Here is a 17,074-nt window from a genome sequence, read left to right as displayed (position 1 = left end):
TTTTTTATTTTTGCTCAGTTTATACTAACCTTACTTTGAAGTAAAGGAGAGAAAAAAATGACTACTGCTAAAACCTACAATCATGGTGTTGAATGGGAAGAAGCTTTCGGCGTCACCCAAGGTTACAGCGTCAAAGGCAACATCTACATTTCGGGACAATTTTCCCACGATATGCAGGGCGCGTTCGTTGGCGAGGGCGATATCGAGGCACAGACCCGGCAGACGCTGGAGAACCTCGATCGCGTGCTGGCGGGATTTGGTGTCACGAGGTCGAACATTGCTGAGATGGAGGTCTTTCTAACAAACCCGCAAGAGCATTTCGAGCAGTTCATCGTTCTGTACAAGGAGTATGTGGGCGACCATCGGCCGGCCGTCACCCTCATCGGCGTGTCGGGTCTGGCGTTCCCTCACCAACTGATTGAAATCCGCGCCGTCGCACACACCGACTAACCCGGCCGCCGCGGTCGGCTCGCCGCCGTGAGTAGCACAGGACGATTGGCGGACCCCATACGTCCCGTTCGATACAGCCACAGATACAATTGTGACTCCGCCGACTCCCCCGACTTCCCCGGTTCGCGCGGCACTTTGGTCTGTTAGCTTCCCTGATTGCACCTTTGTCTGCACATAATGCACAAGCAGCTCCTCAAGAAAATACCATAACTTCGCAGTCTCTAGCTCTAGATAATGGTGATCGTAGTTATAAAATCTATAATGCATCTGTATCTGTAGAAGACGGTAGCAGATATATCGATGTAACATCTAATTGCGACAGAGGTTATACGAAAGTTAAAGCAGTAAAACCAGGGAAGGCATTGATTCGTGATACCGACAATAATGTACTTTATGAATTTACGATTCTTAAGTAACCATTTAGGGCAGACAAAAGTCTGTCCCTTCTTAATGTACATTTTAGTGTATTATGCTTAAAAAAAATTCCTTGTGTTTTCATGTCACTTTCGTTAGCTTTGATCATCCCAAGCACTTGCTGCCGAAAGGGCAAACGTGCCGCTATTAAATAGTGGCTTTTTTGATTTTGTTTAAGAAAATGAATCTTTTATCAGGCATAAGGAGTATGTGGTATTGTAATGTCTACTCTCGTGCTTTCGTGCCTGTACCTGAAATTATGAATGGGAATTTAAGGATGCGACAGTCATTAACGAGCACAATGATTCCATTACTATGATGGCTGATGAAGCAAATATCGCTGTCAGATCTTATCAAGTCTAGTATAATAAACTGGTAATTGGCGAATAGAAGGGAGCTATATTATTGCGTTATGACACTGAGATTGCTTGCACATCTTATTTGACACTTCACGAACAAAAATTACGGATCAAGTCGTTTTTGATAGAGTATTTTGGCACAGCTCACTTCTTTCTTGTTGAGACGGGTTCTTCTATAACAGCTGTACAAGAGGAAACGGCTTTTTTCGAATGGATCAATGCAGGAAGACCAGACCGAACGACTAAAGAATTGTTTCAATTTAAATGGACGGAGCAAGAGAGATGGAGTGGGCATTTTTTATTGAAATGCAGCTTTTTTAATCGTTTGGAAGATAACAGCAGACAGAAGCAATTCGAGAAAATCGTCTTGCAAATGAAAGAGCATATGGGGCATCCCACTTTGACAATATATATCACCCAAAAAGAAAAGCTCATCGAGGTACGGCAATTTCATCATCGTGCTGATGGGAAAATTGGCTATGGTTTATACCCCTATGCTGAAGATGAGAAGGGGCATTGGCGTGAAAATTTGGGGGTCGGCTTATGGATATATCGTGTGGATTTTCATCTTTTATATGAAGGAATCAAGGAGGTATATCCACGTAAGGAGGCAGGCTTTGAGAGTTTTGATGATACCGGCATGAATTTTATTAGTAAACCGGAATGGAAAGTGATCTTGAACCACTGGGCTAAAATTGCAATCAATAACCCATCCAGCGCCGAATTTATTGATTATGTCAGTCGTTGGGTGATAGCAACGATGGAGCAGGCGGATGAAATTGCGATCGAAGGAAATTTGTAATTTGCTGCCCATGTTTATAATATCTATAAAGAGGAAAGAGATATCAAGGAAAGTAAGGAGGCCTGTAATTGAGAAACCTACTCAACTTACTTGTTACATTTTTTGTTTTCTGGTGTGGGAATTATTACTTTAACCAGTATATATCCATTTCAGATACCAAAACGTTAATAATTGCAACAGTGCTTATGTTTGTTATTAGTTTCATTTATGGCTTCCTACTGACGATTTCCTTCATTTCAATTGTAGTTGGGATTGGGTGTTTAACAACGCCATTATTAATCGTAGCTTCACTTGTGTTAACACCGATTAAGTTATGGTTACTTGATAGATATCTCACGGGATTTGAAATTCATGGTTTTTGGACATATGTGATTCTAACCATTGTATTAAGCATTTTTACTGTGAAAGTAAATGACAAAAAGGATTGATTAAAAAGATTGTATTATACTGGTGTCGGATAACAAGAATATAGGCCGATTAAATACCGCGTAAATCGCGGATTTTTTATTTTATCGGAACATATTCTTGTCAAAACACTGTATCAAGAACCTATTTATTGATTCTGTTTTTATAGTTTCATAGATCATTAGCATTGTTTGCGGAGAGGGCAGGGGGCATTTGCGCTTGTCCTTATACGGTTTCATATGTCATGTCGCTAAGGAAAAGAAAAAAGTGGAAAAACGTTAACTATTTTGAAATATATTTTCTGATTTTATATCAAAAAATATGTTAAAATATACTTGTATATAATATTTATGATAAAAATGGGAGGTTATTATGAAAAAGTCAATTCCTGTACTTTCTTCTTTAACTGCTGCACTGCTGCTTTCCGCTCAAGTTGCTTTTGCCCATGAATCTAGCCTACCGACAACTGATAGTCTTCCTGAAGCCTCAAGTCAGGTACCCGTCAAAAATGCAGAGGTCAAGGTCACCAATCTACTCAGCCAAAACAAAAACGCAGATGGGAAAAATTCACTTTCTACACTTCAGCCATCGGCAAGCCTTGCTCCTCCAGCGCTCCAGAAAGGCACTACATTCAACTTCTCGCAGCGCGATTTCGGCGAATCCGTCGTGCAGACAAGCGACGGCGGCTATGTGTTCGTAGGCTCTACCACGGTTAATGGAAACGAGGATATCCTGTTTGCCAAGACGGACGCATCCCTGACGCTTCAATGGGCATATGCGCTGGGCGGGGCCGCAGAAGAAACGGGTGCCGAGGTTCGGCAAACGAGCGACGGTGGGTATATCATCGCCGGGACAAGCAATGCGAGCGGTTCTAAAGATATCTACTTGGCGAAGACAGATGCCAATGGAGCGATACAATGGGCAAAAACATATGGTGGTCCAGGCCAAGAAGAGGCTAAAGCGATGGAAATCGGGCATGACGGCGGCTACGTCATTGTCGGCGCCAAGGAAGACAGCCAGCATACGACTGATGCTTTCATGCTTAAAGTGGATGCTAGCGGCAATGTTCAATGGAGCCGGACATACGGTCAGGTAAATCTGGAAGACCGCTTTTACGGCGTAAGCGCAACGCCGGACGGCGGCTATGTGGGCGTCGGATATAAAACCATCAAGCAAACCATCCCAGGAGGGACGGAACAATCGATGTACGGACTGATGGTAAAAGTATCCGGCTCCGGAGGGACGGAATTCGAATCTACCCTGGACAAATATTCCATGCTACAAGGTGTTGCCGCAACGAGCAGCGGCTATGTGGCTGCAGGGTCCATCAACAACTTCGGTCAACCAAACAGTTCTCAGGGGTATAACATCTTTGTAACTAAGGTCAGCACTTCGGGGGGCAAGTTGTGGGCGAACCAGTTTCATTCAACGAATGGCGATTTTGCCAATGATGTCAAAGCGGCCAAGGACGGCAATTATATCGTGACCGGGCTGACGAGTCCGCTAGTGGGTAAAGAAGATTTGGTGCTGATGAAAATCAACAACGCAGGAAATGCATTATGGTCGAATATGTATGATTTTGGGAACACTGGCGAAATAGGCAAACGTGTGGCAACGACCAATGACGGCGGTTATGTGGTTACGGGTTCGTTCCAAAAGGACAGTTCCAACGGCAATTATGACGTCCTTTTGGCGAAATTTACGAGCGATTAAGCATCCGTGAGAAAGTTTTGGAGTAAGGGGCTGTCCCGACTAACATGGCCTGATGGCCACCACCACGAATGAAAATGTACTTGGCCTGTGAATCTGTATGTTCCATAGTGGAACTTCAGGTCGCAGGCCAATGCTTTTTTGGTGGGACAAACGATAGCTCATTCACAACTCCTTCGTCAGCAAAATTCAAGCACAAATTCAAGTTCAAACATTTATTGAAGCAGCGACTTACTAAGAGTGCATTATAATTATTATAACTTTTATAATGAACCTAGTGCAGCACAAAGGTTAGAAGAACTAGGGACAATACCTTACTTTAAAAAATCACAAGGAGTAAATATTAGTATGGGAAAGGTAAAACAACAACATATCGTTCCGAGTACAAAAGAGTTTAAAGCTAATCTTTCGATAAAAATGGCTTACCAGTTTCTGAGAACTAGAGGACTAAGAGAACAAAATCGGCTATTCCACTCATAAAAGGGTGTAGGTACATATTTCCGTCTCGGGTGTTTTAATACTGATAGCCCAGCCTCTGGACAGATTGCCGCTACCCGTTAATGTCTGATCAGCTATGAATAAGCTCCATATGCCATTCGGAGACAGGCCGTTAAAATTGCTTAGCGCGACGGAAGGTGATGACGTTGGCGCCGGGGCAGGCAAGTTGTTGACTAAAGATAAGCTCGTAGGTTTGTAAGTACCGGACGTGATGGCGCTATTAGCTGGAAGAAAATTCTCAGCGTCATCGTCAAAGGTTAGATTCAAAGAATTAATATTTGTAATTCCGTCTGCACCTGACATCAAAATGGTGTTTGTCAAACCGTCCGGTCCAACCAGCAACATGGCAATATCAACAGGATCTGAATGCGAAAGAGAAAACAGGGATACAGTTACTTTTGCAATTACGCCTGATAGTCCCGAAACGGTAATCGTAGAAGGATAAGGTACTGCCGGACTATTATCGGGGATACTGATAAAGTTTCGGTTAAAAAAAGTAAATGTACTCGCGGGAAATCGCGAGCAGGCGCTGCGGAAAGGAACGAAAGGGCCTGGGGGTCCAGGTGGCCCTACAGGACCTGTAGGACCGGTTGGGCCGGTTGGTCCCGTAAGGCCTGTAAGGCCGGTTAATCCGGTTGGTCCCGGAGGGCCTGGTATATTGCTCATAAGAAACGGCCTCCTTGAAATCTTTTTTTTTCAGTTTATTCTTCATTCAAAAAGATAGCGACAGCTTTTGTCCCCCTTGCAAATGATAAATTAATCTCTCTTTTCGGAGCTTCGCCCCTGGTCGAAATCAATTGGGGAAACACGCCGTTGATCAAATGGGAACATGGACAGAATTCTCAATTTCTTTTTCTAATAGATTCTAAGATGATTGCAATAGATTAGTATAGTTGGTTTGAGGAAGAGTACCATATGACAATCGCTCAGATAAAGTTGATTGTCTTTTTTGTTTTTAAATTCAATAAGGGATATACTCAAAATGTAACAATATTCCTTTAGGGAGTGTTAGAGAATGCGTGATGAAACTGTGAAGCATAAATACACAAATCGGCTCATTAATGAAAAATCTCCATACTTATTACAACATGCTCATAATCCCGTAGATTGGTTCCCGTGGGGAGAAGAAGCTTTTAGTAAATCTGCACGCGAAGGCAAACCGGTATTCTTGTCCATAGGCTATTCCTAGCCTTCGGGCTAATACGATGAAAGAAGTGTGATTAGTTTTACCTGCCATTGGTGTCACGTCATGGAAAGAGAATCCTTCGAGGATGAAGAGGTTGCCGCGCTGTTGAACCGCGATTACATAGCGGTCAAGGTAGACCGTGAGGAGCGGCCGGACGTGGACCATCTGTACATGTCCGTCTGTCAGGCGATGACGGGGAGGGGCGGATGGCCGCTCACGATCGTCATGACGCCCGAGAAGAAGCCATTCTTCGCAGGGACCTATTTCCCGAAGGCACGCAAGCACGGGCGGCACGGCCTCCTGGATATTTTACCGCAGCTCGCGGGCAAATGGCGGGAGGACCCGGCGAAGGTCGCGGAGATCGGCGAGCAGATCGTCGAAGAAACACAGAGGCGGATGATCGCCAATCTGGAAGGCGAGCTGTCGAACGATATCCTGGAGCGTACATATCGCTTTTACGAAGAGGTGTACGATCCGGCCTACGGCGGCTTCGGGGACGCGCCGAAGTTCCCGACGAGCCACAACTTGTCGTTTCTGCTTCGGTATTGGAAGCGTACGGGAGAAGCAAAAGCACTGGCCATGGTCGAGAATACGCTGGACCGGATGCACCGCGGCGGCTTGTACGATCACATCGGATACGGCTTTGCGAGGTATTCGACAGACGAGCGATGGCTGGTACCGCATTTCGAGAAAATGCTGTACGACAACGCGCTGCTGACGATGACGTATATTGAAGCGTACCAAGCGACCGGCAAGCGGAAGTACGCGGATATCGCCGAGCAGGTTATCGCCTATGTGCTGCGCGATATGACCGACCCGGAAGGCGGATTTTATTCGGCGGAGGATGCCGACTCCGAGGGCGAGGAAGGCAAATTTTACGTATGGACGCCGGATGAGGTGACGCAGGTGCTCGGCGAAGAGGAAGGCGAGCTGTACTGCCAGGTGTACGATATTACCGGCACGGGCAATTTCGAAGGACATAGCATCCCGAATCTGATCGATGCGACGGTGGAAACGTCCGCGCGGCGGATGCAGTTGGACGTGACGGAGCTGAACACACGGCTCGAAGCGTCCCGCCGGAAGCTGTTCGAGCACCGGGAACAGCGGATTCATCCGCATAAGGACGACAAGATTTTGACCTCATGGAACGGGCTAATGATCATGGCACTGGCGAAGGCGGCCAAGGCGCTGCATAAGCCGGAGTATGTCGAGGCGGCACGCAAAGCGGCCGATTTCATCCTAACGAAGCTGCGCCGCGAAGACGGCAGGCTGCTGGCACGATACCGAGACGGCGAGGCAGCTTACCTCGGGTACGTCGACGATTACGCGTTCCTTGTCTGGGGCTTGATCGAGCTGTACGAAGCTTCATTTGATCATACACTGCTGCAGCAGGCGGTAGAGCTGAACAGGGACATGCTGCGCTTATTTTGGGACGAGGAAAAGGGCGGATTGTTCTTTTACGGGGAGGACGGGGAACGGCTGTTCACGCGGCCGAAAGAGATTTACGACGGCGCGATGCCGTCGGGCAATTCTGCTGCGGCGCTTAACCTGCACAAGCTTGCACGTTACACGTACGACGCGGCTTTGTCTCAGAAAGCGGAGGAGCAACTGAAAGCGTTCGCCGGATCGGTGGAAAAGTATCCGTCCGGGCACGCACTGTTCCTGATGGCTGTCGATTTTGCATTCGGTGCGCCGTCGGAAATCGTCATTGCAGGCGACCCGGCGAAGGAAGAGACGCAGGCGATGATCCACGAGGTGCACCGCGCCTTCCTGCCGAATGCACTGACGATTCTGCATCCGGTCGGCGTTGCCGGGGCGGAGGAGGTCGGGCGCTTGATCCCGCTCGTACAGGACAAGCGGCCGCTCGGCGGACGGGCGACGGCCTACGTCTGCGAGAACTATGCTTGCCAGTCGCCCGTGAGCGACTTGGAGGAACTGCGTGAGCTGCTGCAGGACGGCAGCGACGAGAGTGACTTTTAATACCTTTGTCCAAGAGAGCTACGGCTCTCTTTTTTACATGAAAATACCTTGAAAAGCAGAGAGGTGGTAAAATAGAGGTAACTGACAAAAAGGACTGACTCTCATGCAAGATCTGAAAAGGATCATACACAAGCTTAACCAAGCGGTAGAACAAAACAAACATATTATAGGCGCAGCCGTCAGTTGCGGCCTTTTTGCCAAATATGCCGAAACGGGCGGCGCGGACCTTATCCTGGTCCTGAATGCGGGGCGCTTTCGCTTAATGGGGTATAGCTCGACAGCCAGCCTCCTTCCTTTCGGCAACAGTAACGAGATGGTCATGGAGACAGGCATCCAAGAGGTGCTTCGCAATGTAAGCTCCATTCCATGTATTTTTGGCTTATGCGCCACCGATCCGGGAATTGTGCTGGACGATTACTTGGACGAGATCCGCGATGCGGGATTTGTAGGAATTACCAATTACCCGACGGTCGGACTGATCGACGGCGTGTTTGGCGAAGCGCTCCAGGAAGCGGGGATATCCTTCGACATGGAAGTTACCGCCATACGTAAAGCCAGCGAGAAGGGTCTGTTTACGATTGCGTTTGTCTTTAATGAAGAACAGGCTGCTCAGATGTCTGCTGCCGGGGCACATATCATTTGCGCACACCTTGGATTTACCAAAGGCGGAAGCTCGGGAGTCAAGCTCGCCATAAGTCTAGAAGAGAGCGCAGTTCTATCCGACAAAATCTTTAAAGCCGCCGAAACGGTCAATCCGGACATTTTCAAGCTCGTCTACGGAGGGCCTGTCAATTCCCCAGAAAATGCGGAGTACATATACAACCATACGGAAGCGATGGGCTACATCGGCGGGTCCAGCTTTGAAAGAATTCCGACAGAGGCAAGCATCATCCGGGTGACGGAGCTGTTCAAGAAATACCAGGAGGTCAAGTCGGAAAACAAACAGCTCAGACAGCAGTTGGACTTGCACACAGCGATCAAGCAAGCCGACTATGTCCGCTATATCACCTCGTATGTGACCATGCACCTTCATGAGCCGATCACGTTCGATCATTTGTCCAAAGAGCTTCATCTGAACCGCAACTATTTGAGCCAGCTCTTCAGAAAGAAAATGGGGATCAGCTTCTCCGAATGGCTGATTCAGACGCGAATCGGCACCGCCAAAGATTTGTTGAAAAAGGAACACAGCAGCATTCAAGACATAGCCCGGCAGGTCGGTTATGAGGATGCGTCTTATTTTAGCAGGCTGTTCAAAAAGGAAACCGGCATGACGCCAAGCGAGTGGAAAGAAATCTCCCATAAAAATAACAATATCCCAAGGAATTGATCCTTGGGATATGGCCGTTTCTTAATTTCTGCGCAAGCTGACAAAACGCTGCGTCTGCTCGCGAATCGCACGTTCGGTAGGCAAACGCTCCATGGAGCTCGCCCCGTAAAACCCGTGAATTTCCGGGCATTTTTCCAACACGTAGGCGGCATCCTCCGGTTCGGCAATCGGACCGCCATGACACAGAATAAAAATGTCTGGTCTTACCTTGATAGCCGCAGCCGCAATGGATCGAATCTCTTCGACACATTGGTCCAACGTCTTGGCGGTTTGGGCCCCGATCGTTCCCGAAGTCGTCAAACCTAAATGAATGACAAGAATATCTGCGCCGGCATTCGTCATTTTGATCGCATCCTGCTCGGAAAACACATAAGGCGTCGTCAGCAAATCTTCCTCATGCGCCAAACGGATCATTTCGACTTCTTTATCGTAGCCCATGTTCGTCTCTTCCAGATTCATGCGGAAGTTCCCGTCGATCAGTCCGACCGTAGGGAAGTTTTGGACGCCGACAAAGCCTTCGTCTTTGATCTGTTTCAAGAAACGGCCCATGACCCGCATCGGGTCCGTACCGCATACCCCTGCAATAACCGGCGTTTTCTTCACAACCGGCAGAACTTCGCTCGCCATTTCCAATACGATCGAGTTGGCATCCCCATACGGCATAAGTCCGGCTAAAGAACCGTGTCCGGCCATCCGGAACCTTCCCGAGTTATAAATGACGATCAGATCGATACCGCCGTCTTCTTCGAACTTGGCGCTAATTCCGGTACCTGCGCCGCCGCCGATAATGTAGCCGCCTTGCTTGACCTTCTCCTGCAGGGCTGCCAGTATACGTTGTCTTGTCGAAAGCATGATATCGTCTCCATTTCTCAAGATAAGTATGAGTCCGTACTGACAGTATGGCCGAAAGCGCAGCACGAAACCATAGATTATTGTAATTTCAATTAGTATTATGGTAGGGTCTAACCGAAAAGCTTATCATAATCCTACTTGATGTTACCTAAATCTATTCTTTTGTCCGTCCGATTCTGCGATAGTAGAGTAGAGATATGTAAGCGCCGCCAATCACACAAAAAATATATAGAGGAGGCACATCAATGACTGGGAAAATTGTCATTATCGGTACCCTCGATACGAAGGGGAAGGAAATTTTATTTATTAAAAATATCATCGAAGGCACGGGTATATCCACGATTGTCATGAATACGGGAGTCATCGGCAGCACAAGCTGGGATGCCGACATTTCGAACGAGACGGTCGCTCGTGCAGGAGGGGCGTCGCTTCAGGAGCTGGTCGCGAAGGATGACCGGGGCTATGCGATGGATGTGATGATGAAAGGCGCTGCGGCTCTTGTGGCAGAGCTGTACCGGAACAAGGAAGTTGCCGGCGTGATCAGTCTGGGAGGATCGGCGGGCACGACCATCGGCACGTATGCGATGCAAGCGCTCCCGGTCGGCGTCCCGAAGCTCATGGTATCCACGGTTGCGTCCGGAAATACGAGGCCCTATGTCGGGGAAAAAGATATTACGATGATGTATTCGGTCGTCGATATTTCGGGCATTAACCGGTTGTCTGCCAACATCCTTGCCAACGCCGCTTATGCCATTGCCGGAATGGCGAAGGGCGTTCCGCCGCAATTGGAAAATAAGCCTTTGATCGCGGCGACCATGTTCGGAGTGACCACGCCTTGTGTAAATAAAGCAAGAGAATACCTGGAGCAGCAAGGGTATGAAGTGCTGGTTTTCCATGCAACGGGCAGCGGCGGTATGGCGATGGAGGCGTTGATTGAAAGCGGCTTTATCGAAGGGGTGCTGGATGTCACCACAACGGAGTGGTGCGACGAGCTGGCCGGCGGCGTGCTTTCGGCCGGACCGAGCCGTTTGGAGGCGGCAGCGAAGGCAGGCATTCCGCAGGTCGTATCGACCGGCGCCTTGGATATGGTGAATTTCGGAGCGATGGATACGGTTCCGGAGAAGTATGCAGGCCGAAATCTATACAAGCATAATGCGACCATTACGTTAATGAGAACAAATGTGGATGAAAACCGGCAATTGGGTCAAATCATCGCCTCTAAACTGAACCGTTCGACCGGTCCTTGCGCGTTATTCCTGCCTCTAAAAGGAGTTTCGCTGATCGATAACGAGGGTCAGCCCTTTTATGGACCGGAAGAGGACGCAGCACTGTTTGATGCCCTAAGAACGAATCTTGACCGGGAACGTGTCGAATTGGTTGAGCTGGAGCATAACGTCAATGACGAAGCCTTTGCTTTGGCTATGGCGAAGAAACTAATCGAATTGATGAAAAAAATAAATCAGATAAGCGAAAAAGATCAGAAGCGGCGTTTTCTAGAGGCTCCAGGCCCGGAAAGGCCGCTTTTTATATTGCGGTTAACCCCAGACGTTCGTGCGGATTGCATCACATTGTTCCTTTAAGACATGTGCAGGGGCATGGTACGACTTCTTACTTCGCTGGCATAGTTATCCAAAACTTGCTTGAAAGTATGGACGGAAATGGATAATGGATGTATAATCATTTACTGATAATGATTATCAGTATCATGGTGCACGAGGCAAAAACCTCTTCATTCCAGCAAAGATAAGGATGGTTCTCATGAGCGTACATACGGAGGCTGTGCCCCAATCCACATCGAAGCTGCGATCCCGGCCGGTAACGGCAACGATTGTTTTGTTTGCGGGACTTGCTGTTTTGTTAGTGGGGCTGGCCTTGTCGGTTTCCGTCGGTGCGGCGGATATTCAGCTTTCCACCGTATGGGAAGCCGTGTTTCGGTTTAATCCCGACATTACCCAGCATCAGATTATTCAGGAGCTGCGTCTTCCGCGGGCGCTTGCCGGGGCGCTGGTCGGCGCTTGCTTCGCCGTTGCCGGAGCGATTATGCAGGGGATGACCCGCAATCCGCTTGCCGATTCGGGGCTGCTCGGCCTGAATGCGGGGGCGGGGTTCGTGCTTGCTCTCTGCTTTGCCTTTTTTCCGGGGCTGCCGTTCATGCAGTTGATTCTGTACTCGTTCCTCGGCGCTGCGGTCGGGGCGTTTATGGTGTACGGGGTCGGTTCCATGTCCAAAAACGGCCTGACGCCGGTCCGGCTCGCTTTGGCTGGCGCTGCTGTCACTGCACTTCTTGTTGCGATCAGCGAGGGGATCGCGATTTACTTCAACATCGGACAAGATCTCGCTTTCTGGTATGCCGGCGGGGTAGCCGGGACGAAGTGGCTGCAGCTCAAAATCATGACTCCATGGGTCATTGCCGCCTTGATCGCCGCCTTGCTGCTTTCCAGGTCGATTACGCTGCTGAGTCTTGGCGACGAAGTGGCGACGGGTCTCGGCCAGCGTACGGGCTGGGTGAAGCTGGCTTGTGCCGTTGTCGTGCTGGTGCTTGCAGGCACGGCTGTCTCCGCGGTCGGTGCGATCGGCTTTGTCGGGCTCGTCATTCCGCATATTGCCCGGTCGCTGGTCGGCGTCGATTACCGCTGGATCATTCCTTGCTCCGCGGTGCTCGGCAGCTTGCTTATGGTCATTGCCGATATCGGGGCGAGAATGATCAATCCGCCGTATGAGACGCCGATCGGCACATTGATCGCCTTGATCGGGGTTCCATTCTTCCTTTACTTGGCGCGCAAGCAGAGGAGGGAACTGTAGATGGAAGCAGTGAAAATGGGAGCGACGGAACGCCGCAAAAAAATTCAGGCCGTCACGGTTTTATCCGTTCTGGGCGTGTTGATTGTGCTTGCTTTTCTCGTCAGCATGAACACCGGATACACCCGGCTGTCACCGCTCGATGTCATCCGAACGCTGTTCGGGGCAGGTACGGCGAAGCAGGAGCTCATTTTGTTCGATTTCCGGCTGCCCCGCATCGTTATTTCGGTGCTGATCGGGGCGGGATTGGCCGTTTCGGGGTGTATTTTGCAAGGGCTGTCCCGCAATGCGCTGGCCGATCCGGGCATTCTGGGGATCAATGCCGGCGCTGGTTTGATGGTCGTGCTCTTTATCTCGTTTTTCCCGTCGAAGACGGCAGCGCCCGTTTTATTTCTACCGATTCTCGCTTTCGTCGGGGCGGGCGTCACCGCGGCGATCATCTACGGTCTGGCATACAAGAAGCACGAAGGCTTGTCGCCGACAAGTCTGGTTCTTACCGGGATTGCCGTCGCAGCAGGCATCAGCGCCTTAATGGTGGTGCTGACGCTGCGGTTGAACCCGCAAAATTACCAGTTTGTCGCTGTCTGGCTGGCGGGAAGCATCTGGGGTTCGAACTGGAAGTTTGTCGTCGCTCTGCTGCCGTGGCTGATCGTGCTGTTGCCTTATGTGTTTTATAAAGCCAGAGTCCTTAATGTGATCAATCTCGGGGAACAGATGGCGACCGGCTTGGGCGCGCCCGTTGAGAAGGAACGGCTCGGTCTGCTTGCCGCTTCCGTCGGGATTGCCGGCGCTTGCGTCGCGGTAGGGGGAGGCATCGGCTTTGTCGGCTTAATTGGTCCGCATCTGGCCCGGCGCTTGATCGGACCGAAGCACGAAATCCTGCTTCCGGCCTCGGCCTTGGTCGGCGGCCTGCTGATGATCGTCGCCGATACGATTGCACGAGTCATTATCCAGCCTGCGGAGATTCCTACCGGAATTGTCGTTGCGATCATCGGCGCGCCGTACTTTCTTTACTTGCTTGCCAGAGCGAGATAAATCAAGAGTACTCGAGAGCAGTGGTTCAAGAGGGGAGTCCCTAAAATGAGAAAATTAAAGTTTTCCTACATCGCTGCGTTTTTACTGATCCTGGTAGTGATCGCAGGCTGCGGGGCCAATTCACCCGATTCCAAGCAGTCCGCTTCCGCCGATAGCTCCGGCGCGAAGCCGGCGTCGGAGCGCGTCTACAAGCACGCGATGGGGGAGGCGAAAATTCCCGTCAAGCCGGAAAAGGTCGTTACACTCCAATATGTCAGCCAGCTCCTGTCCATTGGCGTCAAGCCGCTCGGCGGCCCGTCCAATCTCCTTAAGGATCTCGGAGAGAAAGCGGATGGGATTGAAAATATCGGCGATATCGGAAAATACAATTTCGAAAAAATATTGGAGCTCCAGCCGGAGCTGATCATCGCCAGTGATGTCGACCAGGATACGTACGATAAATTGTCCAAAATCGCTCCGACGGTCGTCGTTCCGTGGGACGAATACGACGTGTTCGGTCATGTCAAGGTCATGGGCGACATCATGAACCGCCAAAGCGAAGCCGAAGCTTGGAGCACGGCGTTCCGGGCCAAATTCCAAGCGATACGGGAGCAGATTCAGAGCATCATCGAACCGGGAAAAACGGCGGCGATCTATAACATTCGCCCGAAGGAAATTTACGTGTACGGCGTACGGAATTTCGGCTTTACCATCTACAAAGCGCTGGAGCTGACGCCTCCGCCACTGGTGAAGAAAGAAATCGAGAAGGATCCGAACTTCTGGGCTGTTCCGGTGTCCTTGGAGCTGCTTCCGGAGTATGCCTCCGATTATTTGTTCGTGTCGGTATTTGGCGATGACGATTCCAAGAAGCGGCTGGATGAAATTTCGAAAACCGCGCTATGGGCGAACCTGCCTGCCGTCAAAAACAACCGGGTATACATGCTGAATCTCGATACATGGTTCGGCTACACGCCGCATGATATCGAGAAGCAGCTGCAAGAGATTGTGTCTATGCTTAAAAAGTCTTAAGTCTTATCACATAGGAAAGACCGCCGAACGATCAAGTCCGGCGGTCAGAGTGTTGAGAAAGTGGGCTTTTACGAAAATAGAGATGCAAACGGAGGTGGGGTATCCACTGGAGAAGCGATAGCGGCCGCCTTTGTCTTCGGGAAATGTCCGCTACTAAGCGGCTTCTAATCAAATTTCCCGAGGACAACAGCGGTCGGAAGTGGATACCCCACCCCCTCGTAACCTCTATTACCTCAATTGCCCACTTTCTCAACAAGCTCACCGCCGAACGATCAAGTCCGGCGGTCTTTTGCGTATTACCAATTATTTCTGCTGGATCATCATATTCCATAATTCCTTCGAATCGTAGCCGAGGCGCCAAGCGGCCACACCGGCCAATTCGTACTTTTTGGCGATATCGATCCGCGCTTTGACGGTCTCTTCGTTTTCCAGCCAGAAGACGTTTTTGAAGCCGTCCTGCTCGTACTCGACCTTGTATTGATTGAAGCGGCTGTCCCAGCTGAGCTTCGCTTGCTTGGAATCGATGAGGCCGGTCAAGTCCTTCATCAGCAGCGCGCGGTTGCTGTCCAGCTTGCCGGATTTGTCGACCTTCCACTCCCGGACATAGAACGGAATTCCCATGATCAGCTTGTCGCGCGGAATGCCGTAGGAGAGAAATTCCTGTACACCTTGTTCAACCCAAGGCAGACCGGCCACGGAACCCGGTTCGGTGCTGCCTTTCCAATAGTGGTCGTAGGTCATCGTGATGACGTAATCGACGATCTGGCCGAGCTTCTCGTGCTCGAACGCGGTTTTCGCATTCCATGCGGCGCTGCCTCTTGGCAGGTCGACCGAGATGACAAGTCTTTTTTGATGGGCCGCATCCGTGATTTCCTTCATGAACGTCGTGAAGGCAGAGCGATCCGTGCCTGCGACGCTCTCGAAGTCGATGTTTAGCCCGTCCGCCCCGATGGCGACGGCTTTATCGACCAGCGCGGAAATGAACTTGCTGCGGGCTTGCGCCGAGGCCAGAAATTGCGTCGTCATCGCCGTATCGAACTGGTTGTTGACAAGCGGATGGACGGAATACCCCTGCTTCTTCAGCCAAGCGACGGTTTCTTTGTTCGAGCTGTCGGTCAGATTGCCCGAGCCGTCGGCGAGTTGAAAGTAGGTGGGGGAGACGACATCCAGTCCCGAGGTGTTGTTTACCTGACTGCGGATCGTGGTGTCGCTGGAGCTTCCGTTCCAGCCCCAGAACTGCAGATCGCGAAGGTTGTTCCAGATGCTGGACCCGTCGCCGTACAGCCGAATCGAGGCGTTGGAATAGCCCATGGCGTAGGATAGCGCGCCGCCGATCGTAGAGAAGTCCGCAATCCATTTGTCTTTTTGAAACACTTGGTAATAAGGATAATTATTCCATATAACGCGTGCGGTGCCATCAAGTCCCGCCGCTTCGTCGTCGGTAATCCGGGTATGATCGAACTGCTTGGCGTACGCTACCGCCTCGTCGATGCTTAGGAACGAATTCAGAAGCGTGTCGAACTGGTACACTTTATACGGTTTGACGTTGGAGTATACGACCTTGCCTGTTTCGGTGTTCACAATCTTCGAATTGCCCCAATTGAGCGATTCGTTTACAGCATCTTCTAAGTAAGCAAACTTCCAATTCTCAGCGGAGTATGTATCTTGATAGATTTGATAAATTTTGCTGCCGCTGCGCAGCTCCGTCTTGCGGCTGGCCGGAATATTATCCCATACCCAGCGGTGTGTGCCGAGCTCGACAATATGGGCGTTGCCCCATTTTTTCGCTTCGGCGATCGCTTGGTTCAACGTTTCGAAGTTCCAGGAATCCATCGTAATGTCGTCGCCTTGGTAGACGCGGTACTTCGGGTAATTGCTCCATACCCAACCGCCGGATTGCAGGTCGCGTACGCTGGCATGTCCCCAATTGGACGCTTCGCGTATCGCCTGATCCAAGCTGGCATACTCCCATTTGGACGAGCTGTAGCCGTTCTGGAATACCTTGTAACGGGGGTAGTTATGCCATACCCATTTACGGGTGCCGATCTCTTCGACGTGGCTGTCCGCGAACTGCCTGGCATAATTTTCGGCGGACTTGTAATCGGAGGTTTCCAGCAGCATGGTGGTGTCCTGGTAGACGCGGAACTTGGATGTCTTGTCGGCTGCCATAACGGAGCCCGCGGAGGAGAGGAAGAGCGTCATAACGGACAACGTAAGCAGGGTGTTGCGCTTCAACATGCATCAGCCTC

The 17,074-nt window shown here is 50.3% G+C and carries 12 protein-coding genes and 1 pseudogene; 10 read left to right on the top strand and 3 right to left on the bottom strand.

Annotation, left to right across the window (positions count from 1 at the left end):
* Positions 1–57: 57 nt before the first annotated feature.
* From NI000_RS14470 to NI000_RS14455, 4 genes are all read left to right on the top strand, one after another.
* On the top strand, positions 58–450 hold the full coding sequence (locus NI000_RS14470) for a RidA family protein (protein WP_253411623.1): 393 nt from the start codon (positions 58–60) through the stop codon (positions 448–450).
* Positions 451–1,269: 819 nt separating this feature from the next.
* Positions 1,270–2,025 carry a hypothetical protein gene (locus NI000_RS14465; RefSeq protein ID WP_253411621.1) on the top strand — a complete coding sequence of 252 codons (756 nt, stop codon included), beginning with the start codon at positions 1,270–1,272 and terminating at the stop codon, positions 2,023–2,025.
* A gap of 68 nt (positions 2,026–2,093) precedes the next feature.
* Entirely contained in the window at positions 2,094–2,453 is a 360-nt protein-coding gene (locus NI000_RS14460; RefSeq protein WP_253411619.1) for a phage holin family protein, read from the top strand.
* A 349-nt stretch (positions 2,454–2,802) separates the two neighbouring features.
* Positions 2,803–4,143, top strand: a complete 1,341-nt coding sequence (locus NI000_RS14455; RefSeq protein WP_253411617.1) for a hypothetical protein — start codon at positions 2,803–2,805, stop codon at positions 4,141–4,143.
* A gap of 471 nt (positions 4,144–4,614) precedes the next feature.
* On the opposite strand, the gene NI000_RS14450 is transcribed toward NI000_RS14455, so the two are convergent.
* On the bottom strand, positions 4,615–5,304 hold the full coding sequence (locus NI000_RS14450) for a hypothetical protein (RefSeq protein WP_253411615.1): 690 nt from the start codon (positions 5,302–5,304) through the stop codon (positions 4,615–4,617).
* A gap of 349 nt (positions 5,305–5,653) precedes the next feature.
* Here NI000_RS14450 and NI000_RS14445 point away from each other — a divergent pair.
* Both NI000_RS14445 and NI000_RS14440 read left to right on the top strand, forming a co-directional pair.
* Positions 5,654–7,804, top strand: a pseudogene (locus tag NI000_RS14445) (thioredoxin domain-containing protein).
* Positions 7,805–7,907: 103 nt separating this feature from the next.
* Entirely contained in the window at positions 7,908–9,131 is a 1,224-nt protein-coding gene (locus NI000_RS14440) for a phosphoenolpyruvate hydrolase family protein (RefSeq protein ID WP_253411613.1), read from the top strand.
* 21 nt (positions 9,132–9,152) lie between these two features.
* On the opposite strand, the gene NI000_RS14435 is transcribed toward NI000_RS14440, so the two are convergent.
* Positions 9,153–9,983, bottom strand: coding sequence for a phosphoenolpyruvate hydrolase family protein (locus tag NI000_RS14435; RefSeq protein ID WP_253411611.1), 831 nt, complete (start codon positions 9,981–9,983; stop codon positions 9,153–9,155).
* A gap of 245 nt (positions 9,984–10,228) precedes the next feature.
* On the opposite strand from NI000_RS14435, the gene NI000_RS14430 reads away from it, so the two are divergent.
* The 4 genes from NI000_RS14430 to NI000_RS14415 all read left to right on the top strand — a co-directional run bounded on the left by NI000_RS14430 (position 10,229) and on the right by NI000_RS14415 (position 14,825).
* The gene (locus NI000_RS14430) at positions 10,229–11,563 is read left to right on the top strand and encodes a Tm-1-like ATP-binding domain-containing protein (RefSeq protein ID WP_253411609.1); all 1,335 of its coding nucleotides are present in this window, start codon (positions 10,229–10,231) and stop codon (positions 11,561–11,563) included.
* 178 nt (positions 11,564–11,741) lie between these two features.
* Positions 11,742–12,785: a FecCD family ABC transporter permease gene (locus tag NI000_RS14425; RefSeq protein WP_253411607.1), complete on the top strand. Its 1,044-nt coding sequence runs from the start codon at positions 11,742–11,744 to the stop codon at positions 12,783–12,785.
* Positions 12,786–13,817: a FecCD family ABC transporter permease gene (locus tag NI000_RS14420; protein ID WP_253411605.1), complete on the top strand. Its 1,032-nt coding sequence runs from the start codon at positions 12,786–12,788 to the stop codon at positions 13,815–13,817.
* Between the two features lie 45 nt (positions 13,818–13,862).
* Entirely contained in the window at positions 13,863–14,825 is a 963-nt protein-coding gene (locus NI000_RS14415) for an ABC transporter substrate-binding protein (RefSeq protein ID WP_253411603.1), read from the top strand.
* A 303-nt stretch (positions 14,826–15,128) separates the two neighbouring features.
* Here NI000_RS14415 and NI000_RS14410 read toward each other — a convergent pair whose 3' ends face one another.
* Entirely contained in the window at positions 15,129–17,063 is a 1,935-nt protein-coding gene (locus NI000_RS14410) for a glycosyl hydrolase family 18 protein (protein ID WP_253411601.1), read from the bottom strand.
* Positions 17,064–17,074 lie beyond the last annotated feature (11 nt).

It is taken from the genome of Paenibacillus tyrphae, from assembly GCF_024158745.1.
Lineage (GTDB): Bacteria > Bacillota > Bacilli > Paenibacillales > NBRC-103111 > Paenibacillus_G > Paenibacillus_G tyrfis_A.
The sequence above is the reverse complement of the archived record's forward strand: the minus strand, read 5'-3'. Positions and strand labels throughout refer to the sequence as shown.